Consider the following 21126-nt stretch of genomic DNA (forward strand, 5'->3'; position numbering starts at 1 on the left):
AAAGTTCCACCCCCGGTTTTGTACACATACGGCTCATGACGGGCCCCCCGTACTGAGCGATAGCCTTATGGCGTGATCAGCGCGATAGCTCGCGGGGGCACCGTTGCCCCTGCCCTGCGCCCGGCGAGCACGGACCATCTCCGTGACCGGGCGGCAGTCGCTGGTCTTCGCGGGCAGGAGGGGGCCGGAAGGGCTCCCGGGATGCCATTCACCCCCTGGACGCGGGCGCTGCGGAGAGCAGTGTCACACCCTCGGGGCAGCTCAAATATGGCTCATATCTTCCCGCTCATCTCACCTTGCGGCATAGCGTCGGAGCAGACCGGAGAACCCGGGCCGTGGCGTCGAGCCGCAGGGGAAGAGACCGTACTTCCTTCTACGTCACGCAACGGCGCGCGACAGGAGCCAGAGGACAATGCAGACCAAGCTGGACGAAGCCAAGGCCGAGCTGCTCGAGAGGGCCGCCCGGGTAGCTGAGAACAGCCCGGTCGGGGGGCACCTACCGACCGGGACGACGGACGAGAGCACCCCAGACCGGGAGACCGTGCTCGCGTTCCTCCAGCGCTACTACCTGCACACCGCCCCGGAGGACCTGAACGGCCGCGACCCGGTCGACATCTTCGGAGCCGCGCTCTCGCACTACCGGCTGGCCGAGAACCGACCCCAGGGCACGGCCAACGTGCGGGTCCACACGCCCACGGTGGAGGAGAACGGGTGGACGTGCAGCCACTCCGTCGTCGAGGTCGTCACCGACGACATGCCTTTCCTGGTCGACTCCGTCACCAATGAGCTGACGCGACAGGGACGCGGCATCCACGTCGTCATCCACCCGCAGATCATCGTCCGCCGGGATGTCACCGGCAAGCTCATCGAGGTGCTCAGCGCGCAGCCCGGCGGCGACCTGGCGCACGACGCGCACACCGAGTCGTGGATCCACGTCGAGATCGACCGCGAGACCGACCGTGGCGACCTCAAGCAGATCACCGCCGACCTGCTGCGTGTGCTGTCCGACGTCCGCGAGTCCGTCGAGGACTGGGACAAGATGCGGGACGCGGCGCTGCGCATGGCCGACGAACTGCCCGAGGAGCCCGTCGCCACCGACCTGCGCGAGCAGGACATCGAGGAGGCCCGCGAGCTGCTGCGGTGGCTGTCCGCCGATCACTTCACCTTCCTCGGCTACCGCGAGTACCAGCTGCGCGAGGACGACTCGCTGGCCGCCGTGCCCGGAACCGGCCTCGGCATCCTGCGCTCCGACCCGCAGCACGCCGGGGACGACAGGCACCCGGTGAGCCCGTCCTTCGAGCGGCTGCCCGCCGACGCCCGCGCCAAGGCCCGCGAGCACAAGCTCCTCGTGCTGACCAAGGCGAACAGCCGGGCCACCGTGCACCGGCCCTCGTACCTGGACTACATCGGCGTCAAGAAGTTCGACGCGGACGGCAATGTCGTCGGCGAGCGCCGCTTCCTCGGGCTGTTCTCCTCCGCCGCCTACACCGAGTCGGTGCGCCGGGTCCCGGTCATCCGCCGCAAGGTCGAGGAGGTCCTGGAGCGCGCCGGCTTCTCGCCCAACAGCCACGACGGGCGCGACCTGCTGCAGATCCTGGAGACGTACCCGCGCGACGAGCTCTTCCAGACGCCGGCCAGTGAGCTCGAGTCCATCGCCACGTCCGTCCTCTACCTGCAGGAGCGCAGGCGACTGCGGCTGTACCTGCGCCAGGACGAGTACGGGCGCTACTACTCCGCCCTCGTCTACCTCCCGCGCGACCGCTACACCACCGGTGTGCGCCTGAGGATCATCGACATCCTGAAGGAGGAACTCGGCGGCACCAGCGTCGACTTCACGGCCTGGAACACCGAGTCGATCCTGTCCCGGCTGCACTTCGTGGTCCGTGTCCCGCAGGGCACCGAGCTGCCGCAGCTGTCCGACGCCGACAAGGAGCGCATCGAGGCCCGCCTGGTGGAGGCCGCCCGCTCCTGGGCCGACGGCTTCGCCGAGGCGCTGAACGCCGAATGCGGCGAGGAGCGCGCCGCGGAACTGCTGCGCCGCTACAACAACGCCTTCCCCGAGGGCTACAAGGCCGACCACAACCCGCGTGCCGCAGTCGCCGACCTCGTCCACCTCGAGCAGCTCAGCGAGGCGCAGGCCCACAGCGGCCAGGACTTCTCGCTCAGCCTGTACGAGCCCGTCGGCGCCGCCCCCGAGGAGCGCCGGTTCAAGATCTACCGCAAGGGTGAGGCCGTCTCCCTGTCCGCCGTGCTGCCGGCCCTCAGCCGGCTCGGCGTCGAGGTGACGGACGAGCGCCCGTACGAGCTGCGCTGCTCGGACCGCACCACTGCGTGGATCTACGACTTCGGCCTGCGCATGCCCAAGGTGCAGAACGGCAGCGGCGACTACCTCGGCGACGACGCCCGCGAGCGCTTCCAGGAGGCCTTCGCCGCCACCTGGACCGGCAAGGCGGAGAACGACGGCTTCAACGCCCTGGTGCTGAGCGCCGGACTGACCTGGCGGCAGGCGATGGTGCTGCGGGCGTACGCCAAGTACCTGCGCCAGGCCGGTTCCACCTTTAGCCAGGACTACATGGAGGACACCCTCCGCAACAACGTCCACACCACCCGGCTGCTCGTCTCGCTGTTCGAGGCGAGGATGTCGCCGGACCGGCAGCGGGCCGGACTCGAGATCGTCGACGCGCTTCTCGAAGAGGTCGACGCGGCCCTCGACCAGGTGGCCTCCCTCGACGAGGACCGGATCCTGCGGTCCTTCCTGACCGTCATCAAGGCGACCCTCCGGACGAACTTCTTCCAGGAGGCGGCGGGCGGCAAGCCGCACGCGTACGTGTCCATGAAGTTCGACCCGCAGGCGATCCCCGATCTGCCGGCGCCGCGCCCGGCGTACGAGATCTGGGTGTACTCGCCGCGCGTGGAGGGCGTGCACCTGCGCTTCGGAAAGGTCGCCCGAGGCGGTCTGCGCTGGTCCGACCGGCGTGAGGACTTCCGGACCGAGATCCTCGGCCTGGTCAAGGCGCAGATGGTGAAGAACACCGTCATCGTGCCGGTCGGCGCGAAGGGCGGCTTCGTCGCCAAGCAGCTGCCGGACCCGAGCGTGGACCGGGACGCGTGGCTGGCCGAGGGCATCGCCAGCTACAAGACGTTCATCTCGGCGCTGCTCGACATCACCGACAACATGGTGGCCGGCGAGGTCGTGCCCCCGGCCGACGTCGTGCGGCACGACGAGGACGACACCTACCTCGTGGTCGCCGCCGACAAGGGCACCGCGACGTTCTCGGACATCGCCAACGGGGTCGCGGAGACATACAACTTCTGGCTCGGCGACGCCTTCGCCTCCGGTGGCTCGGCCGGCTACGACCACAAGGGCATGGGCATCACCGCCCGCGGTGCCTGGGAGTCCGTCAAGCGGCACTTCCGGGAGCTGGGCGTCGACACGCAGAGCGAGGACTTCACCGTCGTCGGCATCGGCGACATGTCCGGTGACGTGTTCGGCAACGGCATGCTGCTGAGCGAGCACATCCGCCTGGTCGCCGCCTTCGACCACCGGCACATCTTCATCGACCCGAACCCGGACGCGGCCACCTCGTACGCCGAGCGTCGCCGCATCTTCGAGCTGCCGCGCTCCAGCTGGGCCGACTACAACACCGAGCTCATCTCCGCCGGTGGCGGCGTGTTCCCGCGTACCGCCAAGGCCATCCAGCTCAACTCGCACATCCGCGAGGCCCTCGGTATCGAGGGCAAGGTCTCCAAGATGACCCCGGCCGACCTGATGAAGGCCATCCTCCAGGCCCCGGTGGACCTGCTGTGGAACGGCGGCATCGGTACGTATGTGAAGGCCAGCACGGAGAGCCAGGCGGACGTCGGCGACAAGGCCAACGACCCGATCCGGGTCGACGGCGCCGACCTGCGTGTCAAGGTCGTCGGCGAGGGCGGCAACCTGGGTCTGACCCAGCTCGGCCGGATCGAGTTCGCACGGCACGGCGGCAAGATCAACACGGACGCGATCGACAACAGCGCGGGCGTGGACACCTCCGACCACGAGGTGAACATCAAGATCCTGTTGAACGGCCTGGTCGCCGAGGGAGACATGACCGTCAAGCAGCGCAACAAGCTGCTCGCCGAGATGACCGACGAGGTCGGCGCGCTCGTCCTGCGCAACAACTACGCGCAGAACACGGCGCTCGCCAACGCGCTGGCCCAGTCCAAGGACATGCTCCACGCCCAGCAGCGGTTCATCCGCCATCTGGTGCGCGAGGGCCACCTGGACCGGGCGCTGGAGTTCCTCCCCGCCGACCGCCAGATCCGTGAACGCCTCAGCGCCGGCCAGGGTCTCACCAGCCCCGAGACGGCCGTCCTGATGGCGTACACGAAGATCACGGTCGCCGAGGAGCTGCTGCACACCTCGCTGCCGGACGACCCGTATCTGAGCGGTCTGCTGCACGCGTACTTCCCGACGGCCCTGCGCGAGAAGTTCGCCGACCGCATCGACGGGCACCCGCTGCACCGCGAGATCACCACGACCGTCCTGGTCAACGACACGGTCAACACGGGCGGTACGACCTATCTGCACCGCCTGCGCGAGGAGACCGGCGCCTCCCTGGAGGAGATCGTGCGGGCGCAGACCGCGGCCCGGGCGATCTTCTGCTCGGCTCCGGTGTGGGACGCGGTCGAGGGCCTGGACAACCAGGTCGAGGCCGCCGTCCAGACCCGTATCCGGCTGCACTCGCGCCGACTGGTGGAGCGCGGCACGCGCTGGTTGCTCAACAACCGGCCGCAGCCGCTGCAGCTCGCCGAGACGGTCGACTTCTTCGCCGAGCGTGTCGAGCAGGTCTGGCAGCAGCTCACCAAGCTGCTGCGCGGCGCGGACCTCGAGTGGTGGCAGCAGATCTACGACGAGCTGACCGGCGCCGGCGTCCCGGACGCGCTCGCCACCCGCGTGGCCGGGTTCTCCTCCGCCTTCCCGGCGCTCGACATCGTGTCGGTGGCCGACCGCATGGGCAAGGAGCCGCTGGACGTCGCCGAGGTCTACTACGACCTCGCCGACCGTCTGCACATCACCCAGCTCATGGACCGCATCATCGAGCTGCCGCGCGCCGACCGCTGGCAGTCCATGGCCCGCGCCTCCATCCGTGAGGACCTGTACGCGGCCCACGCGGCGGTGACCGCGGACGTCCTGGCGGTGGGCAACGGCACCTCGACTCCCGAGCAGCGCTTCAAGGCCTGGGAGGAGAAGAACGCGGCGATCCTGGGCCGGGCGCGCACGACTCTGGAGGAGATCCAGAGCTCGGAGACGTTCGACCTCGCCAACCTGTCGGTGGCGATGCGCACGATGCGGACGCTGCTGCGCACGCACTCGTAGCAGGCGGTACGAAAGCGAGGTGCCCCGAGCCGACCGGCTCGGGGCACCTCGCTTTCGTGGCGGTGTTTCAGGCGGCCTTCGGCTTGTCCGCGCCGCCGGTGAACTCCTCGTAGGCCCGCATGACCTCTTCCGTCGGGCCGTCCATGCGCAGTTCGCCGCGCTCCAGCCACAGCACGCGTTCGCAGGTGTCGCGGATGGACTTGTTGTTGTGGCTGACCAGGAACACCGTGCCCGCCTGCTGGCGCAGTTCGCGGATGCGTGCCTCGGAGCGCTTCTGGAAGGACCGGTCGCCGGTGGCGAGCGCCTCGTCGATGAGGAGCACGTCGTGGTCCTTGGCGGCGGCGATGGAGAAGCGCAGGCGGGCGCCCATGCCGGAGGAGTACGTCCGCATGGGGAGGGTGATGAAGTCGCCCTTCTCGTTGATGCCGGAGAAGTCGACGATGCCCTCGTAGCGCTCCTTGATCTCCTCGCGGGACATACCCATGGCGAGGCCGCCGAGGTAGACGTTCTTCTCGCCGGTCAGGTCGCCCATCAGGGCCGCGTTGACGCCGAGGAGGGAGGGCTGGCCGTCGGTGTAGATGTGGCCGTTCTCGACCGGCAGCAGGCCCGCGACCGCCTTCAGCAGGGTCGACTTGCCGGAGCCGTTGGTGCCGATCAGGCCGACCGCCTCGCCCTTGTACGCGACGAAGGACACGTTCTTGACGGCGTGCACCGTGCGTACGCCGGCCGCCTTCTCGGCCTGCTGGCGGCGCAGCATGCGGTTGAGGGCGGCGGTCGCGGAGCCGCGCCCGGCGCCGGTGCCGTTGACCCGGTAGACGATGTCGACGCCGTCGACGACGACGGTGGGGATGCGTTCGATGGTGTGCTCAGCCACGGCCGTACGTCTCCTCAGCCTTCCAGAAGTAGATGAAGCCGCCGACTCCGGCGAGCAGGGCCCAGCCGGCTGCGAGCGCCCACACATGGGGCGGCAGCTGGTGGGCGTGGAAGCTGTCGATCAGGGCGTAACGCATCAGGTCGATGTAGACCGCGGCCGGCTGGGCCTGGAGCACCGGCTCCACCCAGTGCGGCAGGTTGCTGTGCTTGCCGGCCAGCTTGTCGATGCTCCACATCACGCCGGACACATACATCCAGGTGCGCAGGACGAAAGGCATCAGCTGGGCGATGTCCGGGGTCTTGGCGCCCATCCGGGCCATGATCATCGAGACGCCGGTGTTGAAGGTGAACTGCAGGACCAGCGCCGGGAACGCCAGCACCCAGGAGAACGCGAGCGGCACCCCGAAGCAGAGCAGGATGACGACCAGCGCGGCCATCGAGAACAGCAGCTGCTGCAGCTGCTGGAGGCAGAAGGAGATCGGCAGCGCGGCCCGCGGGAAGTGCAGCGCCCGGACCAGGCCGAGGTTGCCGGAGATCGCGCGGGTGCCCGCCATGATCGAGCTCTGGGTGAACGTCCAGATGAACACGCCCGTCACCAGGAACGGGATGTAGTCCGGCACGTGCCGCTTGGTGCCGAGCAGGACGCCGAAGATGAAGTAATAGACCGCCGCGTTCAGCAGCGGCGTCATGACCTGCCAGACCTGGCCGAGCTTCGCCTGGCTGTACTGGGCGGTGAGCTTGGCGGTTGCGAAGGCGGTGATGAAGTGGCGCCGGGCCCACAGCTGCCGGACGTACTCGGGCAGGGAGGGGCGGGCGCCGCTGACCGAGAGGCCGTGGCGGGCGGCGAGGGCCGCGAGGTCGTCGTCGGCCGGGGCCGGCGTCGGGGGCGGTGTGTCGAGGACCTGGCTCACATCCGCTGCTTTCACTCGGGGGAGGGGGTGCTGGCGTCGTCCGGCCCGTCGGCCGGGCGGTCCGATGCCCGGCGTTTCCTTACGCTTCTCTTCACGTTCTCTTACGTCGGGACGGGACCGTATCGTCGCAACGCGAGCGTAGGACAGGTTGACGTCGGAACGCAACCGTTTCGTCGTAACGTGTTCGCCGGTCGGGCCGTCGGGACGACACCGTTTCGTCGCAACGCCTCCCGCGTCAGGACGCAACCGTTTCGTCGCAACGCCCTATGCTGGTCCGCATGACGACGAACGCCGACGAGCCCCAGACGCGTCCGCGCCGCCGAACCCCTGCCGGGGCGGCCGTACTCCGAGAGGACGTGACGGAGGCCATCCGTGCGGCCGTCTTCGAGGAGCTCGCGGCAGTCGGCTATGCGCGGATGTCGATCGAGGGAATCGCGCGCCGCGCGGGCGTCGGCAAGACCGCGGTCTACCGCCGCTGGCGCTCCAAGCTGCACCTGGTCCTCGACGTCGTCTCGGCGATCGCGGTGCTGGGCCTGCCGACGCCGGACACGGGTTCCCTGGAGGGCGATCTGCGGCTGCTGTACGAGGTCACCTCGCGCGCCCTGCGGCACCCGGTGGCCTCGCAGATCATCCCGGACCTGCAGGCCGAGGCGGCCCGTAACCCGGAGATCGCCGAGGCCATGCAGAAGACCCTGCGCGAGGGGCAGGAAGGCGTGGCCCTCAAGATCATCGTGGCGGCGGCGCAGCGCGGTGAGATCAGCGGGGAGCTGGACGAGGACCTGGCGCTCGACCTGATCTCCGGGCCCCTCTACTGGCGCTCGGTGGTGATCCGTAGCCCGAAGCTGCCGAAGGACTACCTGGCGGCGCTGGCACGGGCCACCGCGGAGGCTCTCAAGGTGCTCTGAGTATGCTGCGGTCGCCGGCCGCCGGTGGCCGAAAGCTAGTCGCCGCCCGCGGTGACCGGAGTTGAGGCGGAACTGCCGTGAGAGTCGTGATCGCCGAGGACAACGCCCTGCTGCGCGAGGGCCTCGTCCTCCTGCTGACGTCCGCCGGGCACGAGGTCGTGGCCGTCGCCGGCACCGGGCCCGAGGTCCTGCCCGCACTCCTGGAGCACCGTCCCGACGCCGCCGTGCTCGATGTGCGCATGCCGCCCGGCTTCCGTGACGAGGGCCTGCGCGCGGCGCTCGAGGCACGTGCGCGGATCCCGGGGCTGCCGGTGCTGGTGCTCTCGCAGTACGTCGAGGAGTCGTATGCCGCCGAACTGCTGACCGGGGGCGCGAGCGGGCTCGGCTATCTGCTCAAGGACCGGGTCGGCCGGGTCGACGAGTTCCTCGACGCACTGGAGCGGGTTGCCGCCGGCGGTACGGCGCTCGACCCCGAGGTCGTCACCGAACTCCTCACCCGCCGCAAGGACTCGCCGCTCGACTCGCTCACGCCGCGCGAGCGCGAGGTGCTGAAACTGATGGCCGAGGGCCACGACAACGCGACCATCGCCAAGACCCTCGTCGTCACGGAACGCGCGGTCCACAAGCACATCGGCAACGTCTTCCTCAAACTGGGCCTGCCCCCGAGCGACAGCGGCCACCGCCGGGTGCTGGCCGTACTGACGTACCTGAACAACCGGTAGTTTCAGACTTCCCGGCCGTGCAGCCGCCGTGCGAGGTCCGCCAACTCCGGGGCGCGCAGGACCCGTCCGCCGAAGCCGGGCAGGGGTACGTGCAGCGCGGCGGTCCAGCGTTCGGGTATCGCGCTCATGCCGTACACGGCTCCCGCGAGCCCGCCGGTCACTGCGGCGACGGTGTCCGTGTCGCCGCCCAGGTCCCAAGGGTCGCCGCTGCAAGGCGCTCCGCGGGAAGCACCGCGATCGGCCGTCGACAGCCGCGGGTGCGTCGTGGCTGGTCGCGCAGTTCCCCGCGCCCCTTCGGGGCGCGGGCCACATCACCGCACTTCACCGCGCACCCTGCGCAGCCCGGCACCCCCCGCGGCGCCTAACCCCGCGCCGCCCCCGGATGCACCCGTACCCAGCCCTCCCAGGCCGACGTGATCATGTCTTCGACGTCGTGTTTGGCCTTCCAGGCCAGTTCGGTGGCGGCGCGGGCTGCGGAGGCGACTACTCGGGCCGGGTCGCCGGGGCGGCGGGGGGTGACGGTCGGGGGGCGGTCGTAGCCGGTGATGGCGTTGATGCGGTCGATCATTTCGCGGACGGAGACGCCCTCGCCCCGGCCGATGTTGAGGGTGAGGTGGCGGCCCGGTGAGGACTGGAGCGTGCGGGCGGCCGCTACGTGGGCTTCGGCCAGGTCCACTACGTGGATGTAGTCGCGGACGCAGGTCCCGTCAGGGGTTTCGTAGTCGTCGCCGAAGATGCGCGGGGGTGCGTTGTCGGTGAGCTTCTCGAAGACCATCGGGATCAGGTTGTAGACGCCGGTGTCCGCGAGTTCGGGGGTCGCGGCGCCCGCCACGTTGAAGTAGCGCAGGGAGGCCGTGGAGAGGCCTGTCGCGCGGGCCGCCGCACGGACCAGCCATTCGCCGACCAGCTTCGTCTCGCCGTACGGCGACATGGGCACGCAGGGCGTCTCCTCCGTCACCAGCTCCACGTCCGGCATGCCGTACACCGCCGCGGAGGACGAGAACACGAAGGACGGGACACCGGACGCGGTCACCGCCTCCAGGAGGACGCGCAGGCCCTCGACGTTCTCCCGGTAGTAGTGCAGCGGCAGGTCCACGGACTCGCCCACCTGCTTCTTCGCCGCCAGGTGGATGACCCCGCTGACGTCGTGGACCGTGAGGGCGCGGGCGACGCGCTCGCCGTCCAGCGTCGACCCCACCACCAGCTGCACACCCCGCGGCACGCGCTCGGCGATCCCCGTCGACAGGTCGTCGTACACCACGGTCCGCTCGCCCGCCTCGATCATCGCCCGGACGACGTGCGCCCCGATGTATCCGGCGCCGCCGGTGATCAGCCAGGTCATGTGCGGCCGTCCCCTTCGTCAGTTGGCCCGTGGTGGTGCGGTATCAGTGAAGCAGGCGGTGGAGTCCCGCGCCGTCAGCACTTTCTATGCGCCGGAGTGCTGGGGAAGGCGGCGGGTGACCGGGTCAGGTCCGCGCGTGGGCGCGGGAGACACGGGCGCGGGGCGGGTGGAGCGCCACAGCCGGACGAGGGACAGCACGGCGGCCGCGGCGAGCAGCCCGTTGCGGGCGAGCATCAGCGCGCAGCCCGGCCAGGTGCAGGCGATGACCTGGCCGTAGAACAGCGGATAGGCGACGGCGCTGAGCGCGGTCGCCGCCAGCAGCAGGGCGGCCACCGGGCGCTGCACGGTGTGCCGTGAGGTCAGGCACACGGCGGCCAGGCCCAGCAGCCAGATCATGTACTGCGGGCTGATCACCCGGCTGGTGACGGTGAACAGCAGGACGGCGCTCAGCGCGGCGTCGTACGGCGTCGCAGGCGTCCAGCGCCGGGCCCACAGCCGCCACAGGAGCAGCAGCCCGAAGGCAACCGCCGTGAGCGCGAGGGACACTTGCGCGACGGTCCGTACGTACGGGCCCGTGAACTCCATGGCGCCGTACTGGTAGCGCACCTGCCCCGGCCACCCGGCGTGTGTCGCGAAGGCGAGCGCCGTGCCGCCGAGCGACTCGATCTGCACGCCCCGCCCGCCCTGTTGGCGCAGAAAGGCGGAGGGGTTGTCGAACAGTGCCGCGAGGACCGCGAGCGACCCGGCCCCGGTGACGGCGGCCCACGCCCACGCCGAACGCGTCGTCCGCCCCCTCGGTGTGCCCAGCAGCACCAACGCCGGCCACACCTTCACCAGGGCGCCCAGCGCCGCGAACACCCCGCACGCGCGCGTGGAGCGCGGCAACGTCAACAGGGAGATGACGGCGAGGGCTGTCACCTGCACGTCGTAGCGGGCGAGCGGGAGGTGCAGGAGGAGCGGCAGGCCGCCCACCCACATCGCCGCCCCGAGGAGCGTGCGGCCGGGGCGGTTGCCCGCGAGGGCCAGCGCCAGCGTGATCGCCGCGTCGGCGGCGAGGGTGAGGACGACGAACGCCTGGAAGTACGTCAGGCCCGGCAGCAGCGCGGGCGACAGCAGCACCGCGCCGGCCCCGGGCGGGTACTGCCACAGCGGGTCGTGCGCGGGGAAGGCGCCGTGCGCGAGGATGCCGTACCAGTGGTGGTACAGGTGCCATACCTCCCGTGCGACCGAGCCCCCGCCGAGCCGGGGCGCCGCGTCGTGTGCGAGCAGCCACAACATCAGGGCCCGGGTGGCGAGCCAGGCGGCGGCAAGGGCGAGGAGGCGGCGTTTTCCGGCGGTGGTCATCACGGCGTTCGTCACGGCGTTCATCACGGCGGATCGTAAGCCGGGCGAATGGTGTATGACTGCTAATACACCGTCAATGCTCGGTAAGAGCCCGCCTACCGCACAAAATCAGCCGTGTGCTGAGCGAGGACGCGGGGCGGGCGAACCGTCGGTGGGTGCGTGCGGAGATCGTGGCCGTGACGGTTCCTGCCGTCGTCATACTCGTGATCGGTCTGTGGGGGCTCGACCGCGGCGGCATGTGGGGCGACGAGAGCGTCACCTTCCTGGTCGGCCGCCGCACGGTGCCGCAGATCTGGCAGCTGCTGCACGGCCTGGACGCCGTACACGGCCTGTACTACCTATTCATGCACGTCGTCCTCGCCGTCCACCCCGGTGAGGTCGTCCTGCGGCTCCCGTCCGTGTTCGGGGCCGCCGCGACCGCCGGTCTGGTCGCGGCTCTCGGCGTACGGCTGGTCCGGCCGCGGGTCGGGCTGTGGGCCGGTCTCCTGTACGCGGTCACCCCGCTGACCGGCCACTACGCACAGGAAGGGCGTTCGTACGCACTCGTCGCGGCAGGCGTGGCGGCGGCGACACTGCTGCTGCTGCGCGCGGTGGAGGGACGGTCGCGGCGCGCTTGGTGGTGGTACGGCGGTGCCCTCGCCGTGACCTGTCTGCTGCACGAAATGGTCGTCCTGGTGCTGTGCGCGCATGCACTGACGCTGGCGCTCATGCGGGTGCCGAGGACCGTATGGCTGGGCTGGGGGCGTGCGGCGGGGCTGGTGGGGGCCGTTCTGCTGCCCTTGGTGTGGGTGTCGCAGGAGCAGTCGGGGCAGGTGGGGTGGCTGGTGACACCCGGGTGGGACCAGGCGGGGCTGCTGGTGGGGGACTTCGTCGTCGCCCCGGACGGGGTGGTGTTCTGGGTGTCCGTCGCGCTGATGGTGCTGGGGCTCTGGGCGGGCCGACTGGCGGCGGTCGCACTCCCGCTGCTCGTGCTGCCCCCGGCGCTCCTGATCGCCGTGTCGCAGATCCGGCCGCTGTATCACGAGCGGTATGTGCTGTACGCGCTGGCGGGGGCGCCGCTGCTGGCCGCCGCCGGCGCCGACCGGCTGGCCGCAGCCGTGGCGCACCTGTGGCCCAAGCAAGCCGGGCAAAGTCCGCTGGGGCGCGGGGCCGTATCGATGAGCGGCTCCGCCGTGGGGCGCGTCCAGCCCCGAGGGCGCCGCAGACGACAGACGGCCCATCGGGGCACATCCAGCGGAGCGCTCGGCACCCTGACCGGAGTCCTGGCCGTCGCCCTCGCCTTCGTCCAGTGCCTCCCGCTCTACCGCCAGGACCGTTCCCCGGGGCACCGCCCCGAGAACCTCGGCGCCGTCGCCGCGCGGGCCGCCCGCGACATCCGTCCCGGCGATCCGGTGCTGTTCCTGCCGTCGAACTGGCGGCTCACGGCGCTGACCTATCCGAAGGCGTTCCGCAAGGCCCGGGACATCGCGCTGCGGGAGTCCGGGCCCCGGTCCGGGACGCTGAGCGGCATCGAGACCACACCGGGCGAGCTGCGGCGCAAGCTGGCCGGCGTGGACCGGGTCTGGGTGGTCGGCCAGTCGAGGGTCCTGCGCTCGGGTCTGCTGCCGGCCGACCCGACCGAGCGTGTGAAACTCGCGGTCGTGGAGGAGCAGTTCATCGCCCGGGAGAGATACGTCAGCGGCCGGGTGACCTTCCTCCTCTACGTCCGCCGCCCCGCCGCCTCCGCCGCGGTGGCCGCGTCCAGCGCCGCTGTGAGCTCGTCGAGCCGGGACCGCAGCTGACGGATCTCGTCCACGTCGAAGCCCGTGGCCGCGACGATCCGGCGCGGTACCTGAACGGCCTGATCGCGCAGGGCGGCGCCCTCCTCGGTCAGCCGCACCTCCACCGAGCGCTCGTCGCGGGCGCTGCGTTCCCGCCGTACCAGACCGGCCGCCTCCAGCCGCTTGAGCAGCGGGGAAAGGGTGCCGGAGTCCAGCCGCAGGTGTTCGCCCAGCTTCTTGACCGGCAGATCGCCGTGCTCCCACAGCAGCAGCATCACCAGGTACTGCGGATAGGTGATCCCGAGGTCCTTGAGGATCACCCGGTAGACGCCGCCGAAGGCGCGCGAGGCGGCGTTCAGGGAGAAGCAGATCTGCTGGTCGAGGCGGAGCCAGTCGGTGGTCGGGGTGTCGGGCGCGGTGGTCATGCATCCAGAATAGCTCTTGCGGGCCATTCAGTTGTGCACAACTGAATTGTGTGCTCTACTCGTGGTCGTGAGGCGGCCGCCAGAAGGGCCGCCGGAACACGACTTCGAGAGGGATTTCATCCATGGACGCGCTCTACACCGCTGTCGCCACTGCCACCCACGGCCGCGACGGTCGCGCCTTCACCAACGACGGCAAGGTCGACCTCAAGCTGGCCCCCCCGGTGGAGCTGGGCGGCAACGGCGAGGGCACCAACCCCGAGCAGCTGTTCGCCGCCGGTTACGCGGCCTGCTTCGGCAGCGCCCTCGGCCTCGTCGGCCGCCAGGCGAAGGTCGACGTCAGCGACGCCGCGGTCACCGCCGAGGTGGGCATAGGCAAGCAGGGCGAGGGCTTCGCGCTCAAGGTCACCCTCCGCATCGAGCTGCCGGACACCGTGGACGAGGCGACCGGCCGCAAGCTGGTCGAGACCGCTCACCAGGTGTGCCCGTACTCCAACGCGACCCGCGGCAACATCGACGTCGACCTCGTCATCGAGTAACCGAGCAGCCGGGTAACCGTCAGCTCAGCGAGTGAGCCCGCTCCGTCGCAGGAGCGGGCACCGCCGGGGCCGCCTGCGGCTCCGGCATCTTCTCGCCCAGCAGCACCGTCCGTACCACCCGCTCGGCGGCCCGTCCGTCGTCGAACTCGCAGAACCGCTGCCGGAAGGCGGCCCTGAGGCCCGCGGACTCCTCGTCCCGCCAGGTGTCCGAGGCGAACAGCCAGGCCAGCTCCCGGTAGGAGCGCGACACATGGCCCGGCGCCTCGGCGGTGATGTCGAAGTAGGCTCCGCGGCTCGCCGCGTACGCGCCCCAGTCGTCCGCGTGGATCACCATCGGCCGGTCCAGGTTGGCGTAGTCGAACATCAGGGCCGAGTAGTCGGTGACCAGCACGTCGGAGGCGAGCATCAGGTCCTCGACGTGCGGCTCGTCCGTCGCGTCGACGAGCACGCCGCGCGCGTGCAGATCGGCGAGGCCGAGCCCGCGCGCCGTACCGGTGGCGAGGGTCGGGTGCAGACGTACGACGAGGGTGTGCCCGGCACCGAGGTCCGCGGCGAACCGCGCCAGGTCGATCCGGTCGACGTGCCCGCCCCGGCGGTACTCGCGGCGGGTCGGCGCATACAGCACGACCGTGTTCCCGGCAGGGATGCCGAGCCGTGCCCGCACGGCCTCGGCGTGCTCCTCGGGCGGGGCGACCAGCACGTCGTTGCGCGGACTGCCCGTCCGCAGCGAGGTGAAGTGGCAGGGGTACGCCCGGTCCCACACCAGCTCGGAGTGCCGGTTGGCGACCAGGCTCAGATCCCAGCGGTCGGCGCGGTGCAGCATCTTCGGCACGCTGAAGCCGTGCCGGGCGCCGGGCTTGGTCAGCAGGTCGGCACCCATGTACTTGAGCGGTGTGCCCTGGTGGGTGTGCACATGGACCTGGCCGGGGCGTTTGACCAGGGAGCCCGGCCAGTTGACGTTGTTCACCCAGTACGTGGCCCGCGCCATGACCGCGTGGTACTCCCGCGAGCCCGGCGTCACAAAGTCGGTACCGGGCGGCAGCGAGTCCACCGCGTCCTCCCGGACCACCCACACCCCGCGGATGTGCGGCGCCAGTTCGGCGGCCTTGGCGTGGATCGCGGCCGGGTCGCCGTGCACGCCCGCGTGGTGGGTGGCCGAGTAGACGGCCAGGCGCGGATCGAGCGGCAGCCTCGATTGGGCTGCGTACCAGGCGCGTTGGACCGCCGCCGATGCCTTGCCCACCGTACGCCGCTTGCCCGCCCCGGCGATCCTGCGCAGACCGCGCACCCCGCGCAGTGCCGCGTACGAGACGTACGGCGAGCTCGCCAGGAGCCGCATCTCGGTGCCGCGCGGGCCGTCCGGCGGGACGAAGTCCTCGGGGCAGTGACGGCGGTGGAAGGAGCGCATCTCGCGGTAGAACGCGGAGCGGTCCGACGGGGTCACCCGGTCCTCGCGGGCGATCACGAACAGCATGTGGTCCAGGGCCCGTTCGAAGAGAAGGGGCCGCGCCCAGGCGAGGTCCTCGCGCTCCTCCAGGAACGCGAACAGCCCCTCGTACTGCGCAAAGATATCGAAGTGCCTGCGCCCCGGCGTCTTGGTGATCGCGCCCTGCCGGCGCTGCCGGTATTCGACGCCGATCCGGTTGAGGCAGGCGATGCGGTCGGCCAGCACCATCGAGCGGTAGGTGACCGGCGCGTCCTCGTACAGGCCCGGCGCGTACTGCAGACCGTGCTCCTGGAAGAAGGAGCGCCGGTACGCCTTGTTCCAGGCGACCAGGAACAGATGGGCGTACTGCGGGCTCTCACGGAGGCTGAAGACGTCCTGGCCCGCGGCGGCCAGCAGGGCGGAGGCGTCGCTCGGGCCGCCCCGGCCCCACCAGTGGGTGCGTACGTGGTCGAAGACCAGGATGTCGGGGTCCTCGGCCGACTTCAGCCGGTCGGCGACCGCGCCGAGGAGGCCCGGCGTGTAGTGGTCGTCGCTGTCGAGGAAGAGGACGTAGTCGCCACGCGCCTCGGCCAGCCCGGCGTTGCGGGCCCGGCCGAGACCGACGTTCTCGGGCAGGTGCAGTACCCGCACCCGCTCGTCGCGTGCCGCGTACTCGTCGAGGATCGCGCCGCAGCCGTCGGGCGAGCGGTCGTCGACGGCGATCACCTCGAAGTCGGGGTACGACTGTCCGAGCACCGAGTCGATGCACTCGCGCAGGAAGCCCTGCACCTTGAAGACGGGGACGATGATGCTGAAGCGGGGCACGGGTTTCAGTTCCTCACAAGGGCGGGGACCGGGGCCGGGGTGCGCTCGGCTAGCGGGATCACGGGCGGGATCGACTCGGGCGGCTCGCCCAGCAGCACCCGGCGCACGACCCGCTCGGCGGCGCGTCCGTCGTCGAACTGGCAGAACCGCTCACGGAAGGCGGCCCGTGCCGCCGTCGACTCCTCTCCCGCCCAGGAGCCGTCACGGAAGACGCGGGCCAGCTCCTCGGGCGTGCGGGCCACCGGCCCCGGCGGGTGTTCCATCAGGTCGAAGTAGACGCCACGGGTCTCCCGGTAGACGTCCCAGTCGTCGGCGTACACCACGATGGGCCGGTCCAGGTTGGCGTAGTCGAACATGATCGACGAGTAGTCGGTGATCAGCGCGTCCGCGGCCAGGCACACGTCCTCGGAGGAGCGGTGCGCGGTCACGTCGATGATCCGGCCGGTGCTCCGCGCCCTGCCCTGGTCGTAGAAGTAGTGGGCGCGCAGCAGGACGACCACGTCCTCGCCGGCCTCCTCGCAGAAGGCCTCCAGGTCCAGGCCCGTCTCGAAGCCCGTGTGGTAGTCGCGGTGGGTGGGCGCGTACAGGACGGCCGTCTTCCCCTCGGGGACCCCGAGCTCCCGCCGGACACGGGCCACGTCGTCCGCGGTCGCCGTGTAGTACACGTCGTTGCGCGGATAGCCGTACTCGAGGGTCTCGTGCGCGGCGGGGTAGGCCCGCTCCCACATCTCGGTGGAGTGGCGGTTGGAGGTGAGGTTGTAGTCCCAGCGGTCGATACGGGCGAGCAGCTTGGCGAAGCTGCCGGTCGCCGAGGCCACCACGGGGTAGGTCGCCTGGTCGACGCCCATCTTCTTCAGCGGGGTGCCGTGCTGGGTCGACAGATGGACGCTGCCGGGGCGCTTGACGACGGCATCCGCGAAGTTGGCGTTGTTGACGAGGTACTTGGCGGCGGCCAGCACGTCCCAGTACTTCGTGCTGCCGATGACCGCGTACTCGATGCCCTCCGGCATGGTGTGCTCCTGGCCCGGTTCGACGAGGAACACCGAACGCAGGTGCGGGGCGAGTTCGCGGGCCTTGGCGTGGATCGCGGCCGGGTTGCAGGCATAGCCGCGGCCCCAATAGGCGCAGTAGACGACGAGGTTGGGGTCCAGCGGGCGGCGCAGGTTCCGCGCGTACCGCAGGCGCGTGCGCACCATGTGGGGCCGCGGCAGGCGCTCGGCCGCCTTCACCGCCGCCTGGTTGGCCTCCCGCAGGGCACGGAACGCCGTGTACGCCCCGGCCGCGAGCAGCCGGTGCTGCAGGCCGAGGCTGCCGGGCGGCGTCCGGTGGCCGACAGGGCGGTGCCGGCGGTACAGCCTGCTCGCCAGCCGGAAGAAGGCGCGGCGCCTGCCGGACAGCCGCCTGGGGTGCGCGGCGGTCTTCAGCACGGCCGCGAAGAGCTGCTCGAACAGCGGGGCCGACCGTTCGCAGGGCAGGTCCAGCTCCGTGGCGCGGGTGAGCACCAGGTCGGTCTGGGCGAGGAGTTCGAGGTGGTGCTCCCCGGGGAGGGCGAGCCGGCTGCCCTGTCTGCGCGCCAGATGCCGTACGACGACCTGGCGCAGCACCGCGGCCTTCTCGGCCGCCAGCGTGACCAGGCCGCCGAAGCCCACATCGGTGAAGTGGCCGTCCGGGAAGCCGATGCGCTGCTCGACCAGGAAGGCCCGGCGGTAGGCCGCGCTCCAGGCCGGGAGCTGCACGCCCGTCAGCTGCGGCACCTGCTCGGGGGAGAAGGCGCCCGCCGGAGTCTTCGGCAGGAGCAGCGCGGCCGGGTTGGTCGGCTCGCCCTCCCACCAGGGCACACGCTCGTGCTCCAGGTACAGGACGTCCACGTCACCCGTCTCGGCCAGGCGTGCGTCCACGGCCGCCAGGGCGCCGGGGACGAGGGCGTCGTCGCAGTCGAGGAACAGCAGATACGTGCCGGTCGCCGCCCGCATCCCGGTGTTGCGCGCCCCGGACAGACCGGCCGTGGGGGGCGAGTGCACCGCGGTCACCCGGGAGTCCCGCTCGGCGTATCCGTCGACGACGTCCGCCGCGGGCGTGCCGGGGCCGTCGCAGACCGGGATCAGCTCGAAGTCGCCGAAGGACTGCGCGAGCACGGAGTCCAGCGCCTGGGACAGCCGGCCTGCCACCCCATGGGACGGGACGATGATGCTGAAGCGGGGCATGCTGCTCTTTCTGTCGATGTTCGTGCGGGGACCCGTATACGTCTCAGCCGAGGCGTCCCGGCCGTCCTGTGGGACGCCAGGTGGACGGCCGGCTCGGTGTGGGCCGCGACGGGCTGGAGGGCATGCGAACTCCCCGGAGTGAGAACGGCGTTCAGAGGCTGTCGGTGACGGTCAGCGGGCCGCCGGGTTGCGGCACGGTCGCCTGCGGGGAGCGCGCGAGGGTCGCGGCCGCGGAGGGCACGGGGTGGCGCTCGGCGAGCGGGGTCACCGGCGGCAGGTCGGTCTCGCCCAGGACGACACGGCGTACGACGCGCTCGGCGGCGCGTCCGTCGTCGTACGGGCAGAACCGCTCGCGGAACGCGGTCCGCAGCTGGGTCGAGCGGGAGCCGCGCCAGTGGCCGGTGGCGAAGATGTCGATCAGCTCGTCCTCGCTGCGGGCGACCGCGCCCGGCGGGAAGGCACGCACGTCGAAGTAGGTGCCGCGGGCCGCCTCGTACGCCGCCCGGTCGTCGTCGGCGGAGTGGAGCACGATCGGGCGGTCCAGGCCCGCGTAGTCGAACATCAGGGACGAGTAGTCCGTGAGCAGGGCGTCCGAGGCCAGACAGAGCGATTCGACGCCGGGGTGGCCGGTCACGTCGATGATCCGGGCGCTCTGCGGGACGGGGCTCTCGGTGCGGGCGAGGACGACGTAGCGGGGGCCCAGGCGGCGCAGGACGCGTTCCAGGTCCAGGGGGGAGCGCTGGGTGCGGCGGTAGTCGCGGTGGGCGGGGGCGTAGAGGATGGCGACGCTGTCCTCGGGGATGCCGAGGGACTCACGCAGGCGGGTGACGTCGTTCGACGTGGCCTTCTGGAACACGTCGCCGCGCGGGGAGCCGTATTCGAGCGTGGTGTAGCTGCCCGGGTAGACCCGCTCCCAGGTGAGGGTGGAGTGGCGGTTCGCCGACAGGACGTAGTCCCATTTGTCGACGTCGTCCAGGAGCTCTTCGAAATCCAGGTCACGCGCCGCGGCCGGGCGTTCCTGCAGGTCGAGGCCCGTGTGTCCGAGCGGGGTGCCCTCCAGGGTCTGGACCAGGATCTGCCGGCGGCGCTTGACCAGGCGGGGCTCGAAGCCGGTGTCGCTGACGAGGTACTTGGAGCGGGCCAGGGCCGTCCAGTAGGCGGCCGTGCCGGGGCGGGCGAGCCAGGACGTGCGGATGTGCGGCGCGAAGGTGCGGAAGGCCTCCTCCAGGGCGCCCGGGTTGCAGCCGTGCTCGCGGCCGTCGTACGCGGTGAAGACGGCGCGGTCGGCGCGCAGGGGCAGCCGGAGCTGGATGCGGTAGTGCACACGCAGCGCCGTCGCCCTTGCGGTGCGCAGGAGTTTGACGCACAGCTTGACCGCCCTGCGGCGCAGGGCCGCCGCCAGCTGCAGTGAGCGGTAGGTGCGGTGCAGGCCCCAGCGGATCAGGGTGTGGCGGAGGCGGGAGCCCAGCGGGACGGGCGGGCCGGGCACACGGTAACGGCGGTAGTGGGCGCGGGCCTTGCGCAGGAAATCGGCGCGGGAACCTCGGGGCAGGCGCTCGCGGTGGGAGAACACCTTCGTCAGGTGGTTGACCATGCGGCGGAACAACAGCGGCCGCCAACGGGCGAGTTCGGGGCGCTCGTCGAGGAACGCGAAGACACGGTCGTACTGTTCGAAGAGGTCGAAGTGCTTACGGCTGGTGGTGGAGAGGATGTTGCCCTGGCGGCGCTGCCGGTAGTGCACACACACCCGGTCGAGGGTCGTGATGGACTCCGCGGCCATCAGCACCGGGAACGTCCACGGGGTGTCCTCGTAGTAGCCGGGCGGGAAGGTGAAGCCCTCGCGCTCGACGAACTCCCGCCGGTACGCCTTGTTCCAGGCCACCATCAGCAGCTTCAGCAGGCCCGGGCGGTCCTCCAGGCGGAAGGGGGCCGCGCCCTGCTCGGTGAGCTGGCCGGCGACGACGTTGCGGACGGTCTCGCCCGACCAGAACGTGCGCGCGTAGTCGTACACGACGAGGTCCGGTTCGCCCGTCTCCTTCAGACGGTCGGCGATGGCGCGCAGCGCGTGCGGGGTGAGGGTGTCGTCGCCGTCCAGGAAGACCAGGTAGTCGCCGCTCGCCCGCTCCAGGCCCGCGTTGCGGGCGCGGCCCAGGCCCTGGTTCTCGGTCAGGTGCACGGGGTGGACGCGCGGGTCGCGGGCCGCGAACTCGTCGATGATCGCGCCGCTTCCGTCCGGCGAGCAGTCGTCGACCGCGACCAGTTCGAGATCGGGATACGACTGCGAGAGCACCGATTCCAGGCATTCGTGCAAATACGCCTGAACCTTGTACGCGGGGACGATGACACTGAACCTGGGCAAGGCACATCCATGGGGTCGGCGCGGACGACGGGGCCTTGCCCGGGAACGGCCGATGGAGTGACTTGGTTACGGTGCCTGCGGCATACGGGGGATCCTGGGTGAACGGAAGGGGGCGGGACCGTAACGCCCCACCCC

13 protein-coding genes and 1 pseudogene are annotated in these 21126 nt (G+C 70.9%); 5 read left to right on the top strand and 9 right to left on the bottom strand.

The genetic code is table 11. The annotated features are described in order from the left end of the window. Positions 1-412 precede the first annotated feature (412 nt). A complete protein-coding gene (locus tag IH68_RS0135260; protein ID WP_030943372.1) occupies positions 413-5359 on the top strand; it encodes an NAD-glutamate dehydrogenase in 4947 nt (1648 codons plus the stop codon). 67 nt (positions 5360-5426) lie between these two features. On the opposite strand, the gene IH68_RS0135265 is transcribed toward IH68_RS0135260, so the two are convergent. Together IH68_RS0135265 and IH68_RS0135270 are read right to left on the bottom strand one after the other, a co-directional pair. After that, a complete protein-coding gene (locus tag IH68_RS0135265; RefSeq protein WP_030943374.1) occupies positions 5427-6233 on the bottom strand; it encodes an ABC transporter ATP-binding protein in 807 nt (268 codons plus the stop codon). Beyond that, a complete protein-coding gene (locus IH68_RS0135270; RefSeq protein WP_030943377.1) occupies positions 6226-7143 on the bottom strand; it encodes an ABC transporter permease in 918 nt (305 codons plus the stop codon). Before IH68_RS0135270 ends, IH68_RS0135265 begins: the two co-directional genes overlap by 8 nt. A 278-nt stretch (positions 7144-7421) precedes the next feature. Between IH68_RS0135270 and IH68_RS0135275 the strand changes: the two genes are divergently transcribed. Both IH68_RS0135275 and IH68_RS0135280 read left to right on the top strand, forming a co-directional pair. Further along, positions 7422-8048 (top strand): TetR/AcrR family transcriptional regulator, encoded by a 627-nt coding sequence (locus IH68_RS0135275; protein ID WP_037885798.1) that lies wholly within the window; start codon positions 7422-7424, stop codon positions 8046-8048. 77 nt (positions 8049-8125) lie between these two features. After that, positions 8126-8770 (top strand): response regulator, encoded by a 645-nt coding sequence (locus tag IH68_RS0135280; protein ID WP_030943382.1) that lies wholly within the window; start codon positions 8126-8128, stop codon positions 8768-8770. 2 nt (positions 8771-8772) lie between these two features. Here IH68_RS0135280 and IH68_RS53910 read toward each other — a convergent pair. The 3 genes and pseudogenes from IH68_RS53910 to IH68_RS0135295 form a co-directional block, all read right to left on the bottom strand. Then, positions 8773-8964: pseudogene (locus IH68_RS53910) on the bottom strand (ADP-ribosylglycohydrolase family protein); the annotation flags it as partial. 167 nt (positions 8965-9131) lie between these two features. Next, the gene (gene galE, locus IH68_RS0135290; protein WP_030943385.1) at positions 9132-10112 is read right to left on the bottom strand and encodes a UDP-glucose 4-epimerase GalE; all 981 of its coding nucleotides are present in this window, start codon (positions 10110-10112) and stop codon (positions 9132-9134) included. An 84-nt stretch (positions 10113-10196) separates the two neighbouring features. Beyond that, positions 10197-11480: a glycosyltransferase family 87 protein gene (locus IH68_RS0135295; RefSeq protein WP_234341703.1), complete on the bottom strand. Its 1284-nt coding sequence runs from the start codon at positions 11478-11480 to the stop codon at positions 10197-10199. Between the two features lie 92 nt (positions 11481-11572). Here IH68_RS0135295 and IH68_RS0135300 point away from each other — a divergent pair, with 92 nt between their 5' ends. After that, positions 11573-13237 (top strand): glycosyltransferase family 39 protein, encoded by a 1665-nt coding sequence (locus tag IH68_RS0135300; protein ID WP_234341704.1) that lies wholly within the window; start codon positions 11573-11575, stop codon positions 13235-13237. Here IH68_RS0135300 and IH68_RS53915 read toward each other — a convergent pair. Further along, on the bottom strand, positions 13156-13641 hold the full coding sequence (locus IH68_RS53915) for a MarR family winged helix-turn-helix transcriptional regulator (RefSeq protein WP_030943395.1): 486 nt from the start codon (positions 13639-13641) through the stop codon (positions 13156-13158). The genes IH68_RS0135300 and IH68_RS53915 overlap by 82 nt on opposite strands. A 122-nt stretch (positions 13642-13763) precedes the next feature. Here IH68_RS53915 and IH68_RS0135310 point away from each other — a divergent pair, with 122 nt between their 5' ends. Continuing rightward, positions 13764-14177, top strand: coding sequence for an organic hydroperoxide resistance protein (locus IH68_RS0135310; RefSeq protein ID WP_030943398.1), 414 nt, complete (start codon positions 13764-13766; stop codon positions 14175-14177). Between the two features lie 19 nt (positions 14178-14196). Here the strand turns inward: IH68_RS0135310 and IH68_RS0135315 are convergent, their stop codons facing one another. The 3 genes from IH68_RS0135315 to IH68_RS0135325 all read right to left on the bottom strand — a co-directional run bounded on the left by IH68_RS0135315 (position 14197) and on the right by IH68_RS0135325 (position 20991). Then, positions 14197-16428 carry a bifunctional glycosyltransferase/CDP-glycerol:glycerophosphate glycerophosphotransferase gene (locus IH68_RS0135315; protein ID WP_030943401.1) on the bottom strand — a complete coding sequence of 744 codons (2232 nt, stop codon included), beginning with the start codon at positions 16426-16428 and terminating at the stop codon, positions 14197-14199. 5 nt (positions 16429-16433) lie between these two features. Continuing rightward, a complete protein-coding gene (locus tag IH68_RS0135320) occupies positions 16434-18632 on the bottom strand; it encodes a bifunctional glycosyltransferase/CDP-glycerol:glycerophosphate glycerophosphotransferase (RefSeq protein ID WP_030943404.1) in 2199 nt (732 codons plus the stop codon). A gap of 151 nt (positions 18633-18783) precedes the next feature. Then, positions 18784-20991, bottom strand: a complete 2208-nt coding sequence (locus tag IH68_RS0135325) for a bifunctional glycosyltransferase/CDP-glycerol:glycerophosphate glycerophosphotransferase (protein WP_030943407.1) — start codon at positions 20989-20991, stop codon at positions 18784-18786. Positions 20992-21126 lie beyond the last annotated feature (135 nt).

The sequence above is a fragment of the Streptomyces sp. NRRL S-646 genome (assembly GCF_000720765.1).
Taxonomy (GTDB): domain Bacteria; phylum Actinomycetota; class Actinomycetes; order Streptomycetales; family Streptomycetaceae; genus Streptomyces.

Excerpts from the sequence above, each read along its gene's own strand:
- IH68_RS0135260 (WP_030943372.1), top strand. The coding sequence starts at position 413 with ATGCAGACCAAGCTGGACGAAGCCAAGGCCGAGCTGCTCGAGAGGGCC.
- IH68_RS0135275 (WP_037885798.1), top strand. The coding sequence starts at position 7,422 with ATGACGACGAACGCCGACGAGCCCCAGACGCGTCCGCGCCGCCGAACC.
- galE (WP_030943385.1), bottom strand. The coding sequence starts at position 10,112 with ATGACCTGGCTGATCACCGGCGGCGCCGGATACATCGGGGCGCACGTC.
- IH68_RS0135295 (WP_234341703.1), bottom strand. The coding sequence starts at position 11,480 with ATGAACGCCGTGACGAACGCCGTGATGACCACCGCCGGAAAACGCCGC.
- IH68_RS53915 (WP_030943395.1), bottom strand. The coding sequence starts at position 13,641 with ATGACCACCGCGCCCGACACCCCGACCACCGACTGGCTCCGCCTCGAC.
- IH68_RS0135310 (WP_030943398.1), top strand. The coding sequence starts at position 13,764 with ATGGACGCGCTCTACACCGCTGTCGCCACTGCCACCCACGGCCGCGAC.
- IH68_RS0135320 (WP_030943404.1), bottom strand. The coding sequence starts at position 18,632 with ATGCCCCGCTTCAGCATCATCGTCCCGTCCCATGGGGTGGCAGGCCGG.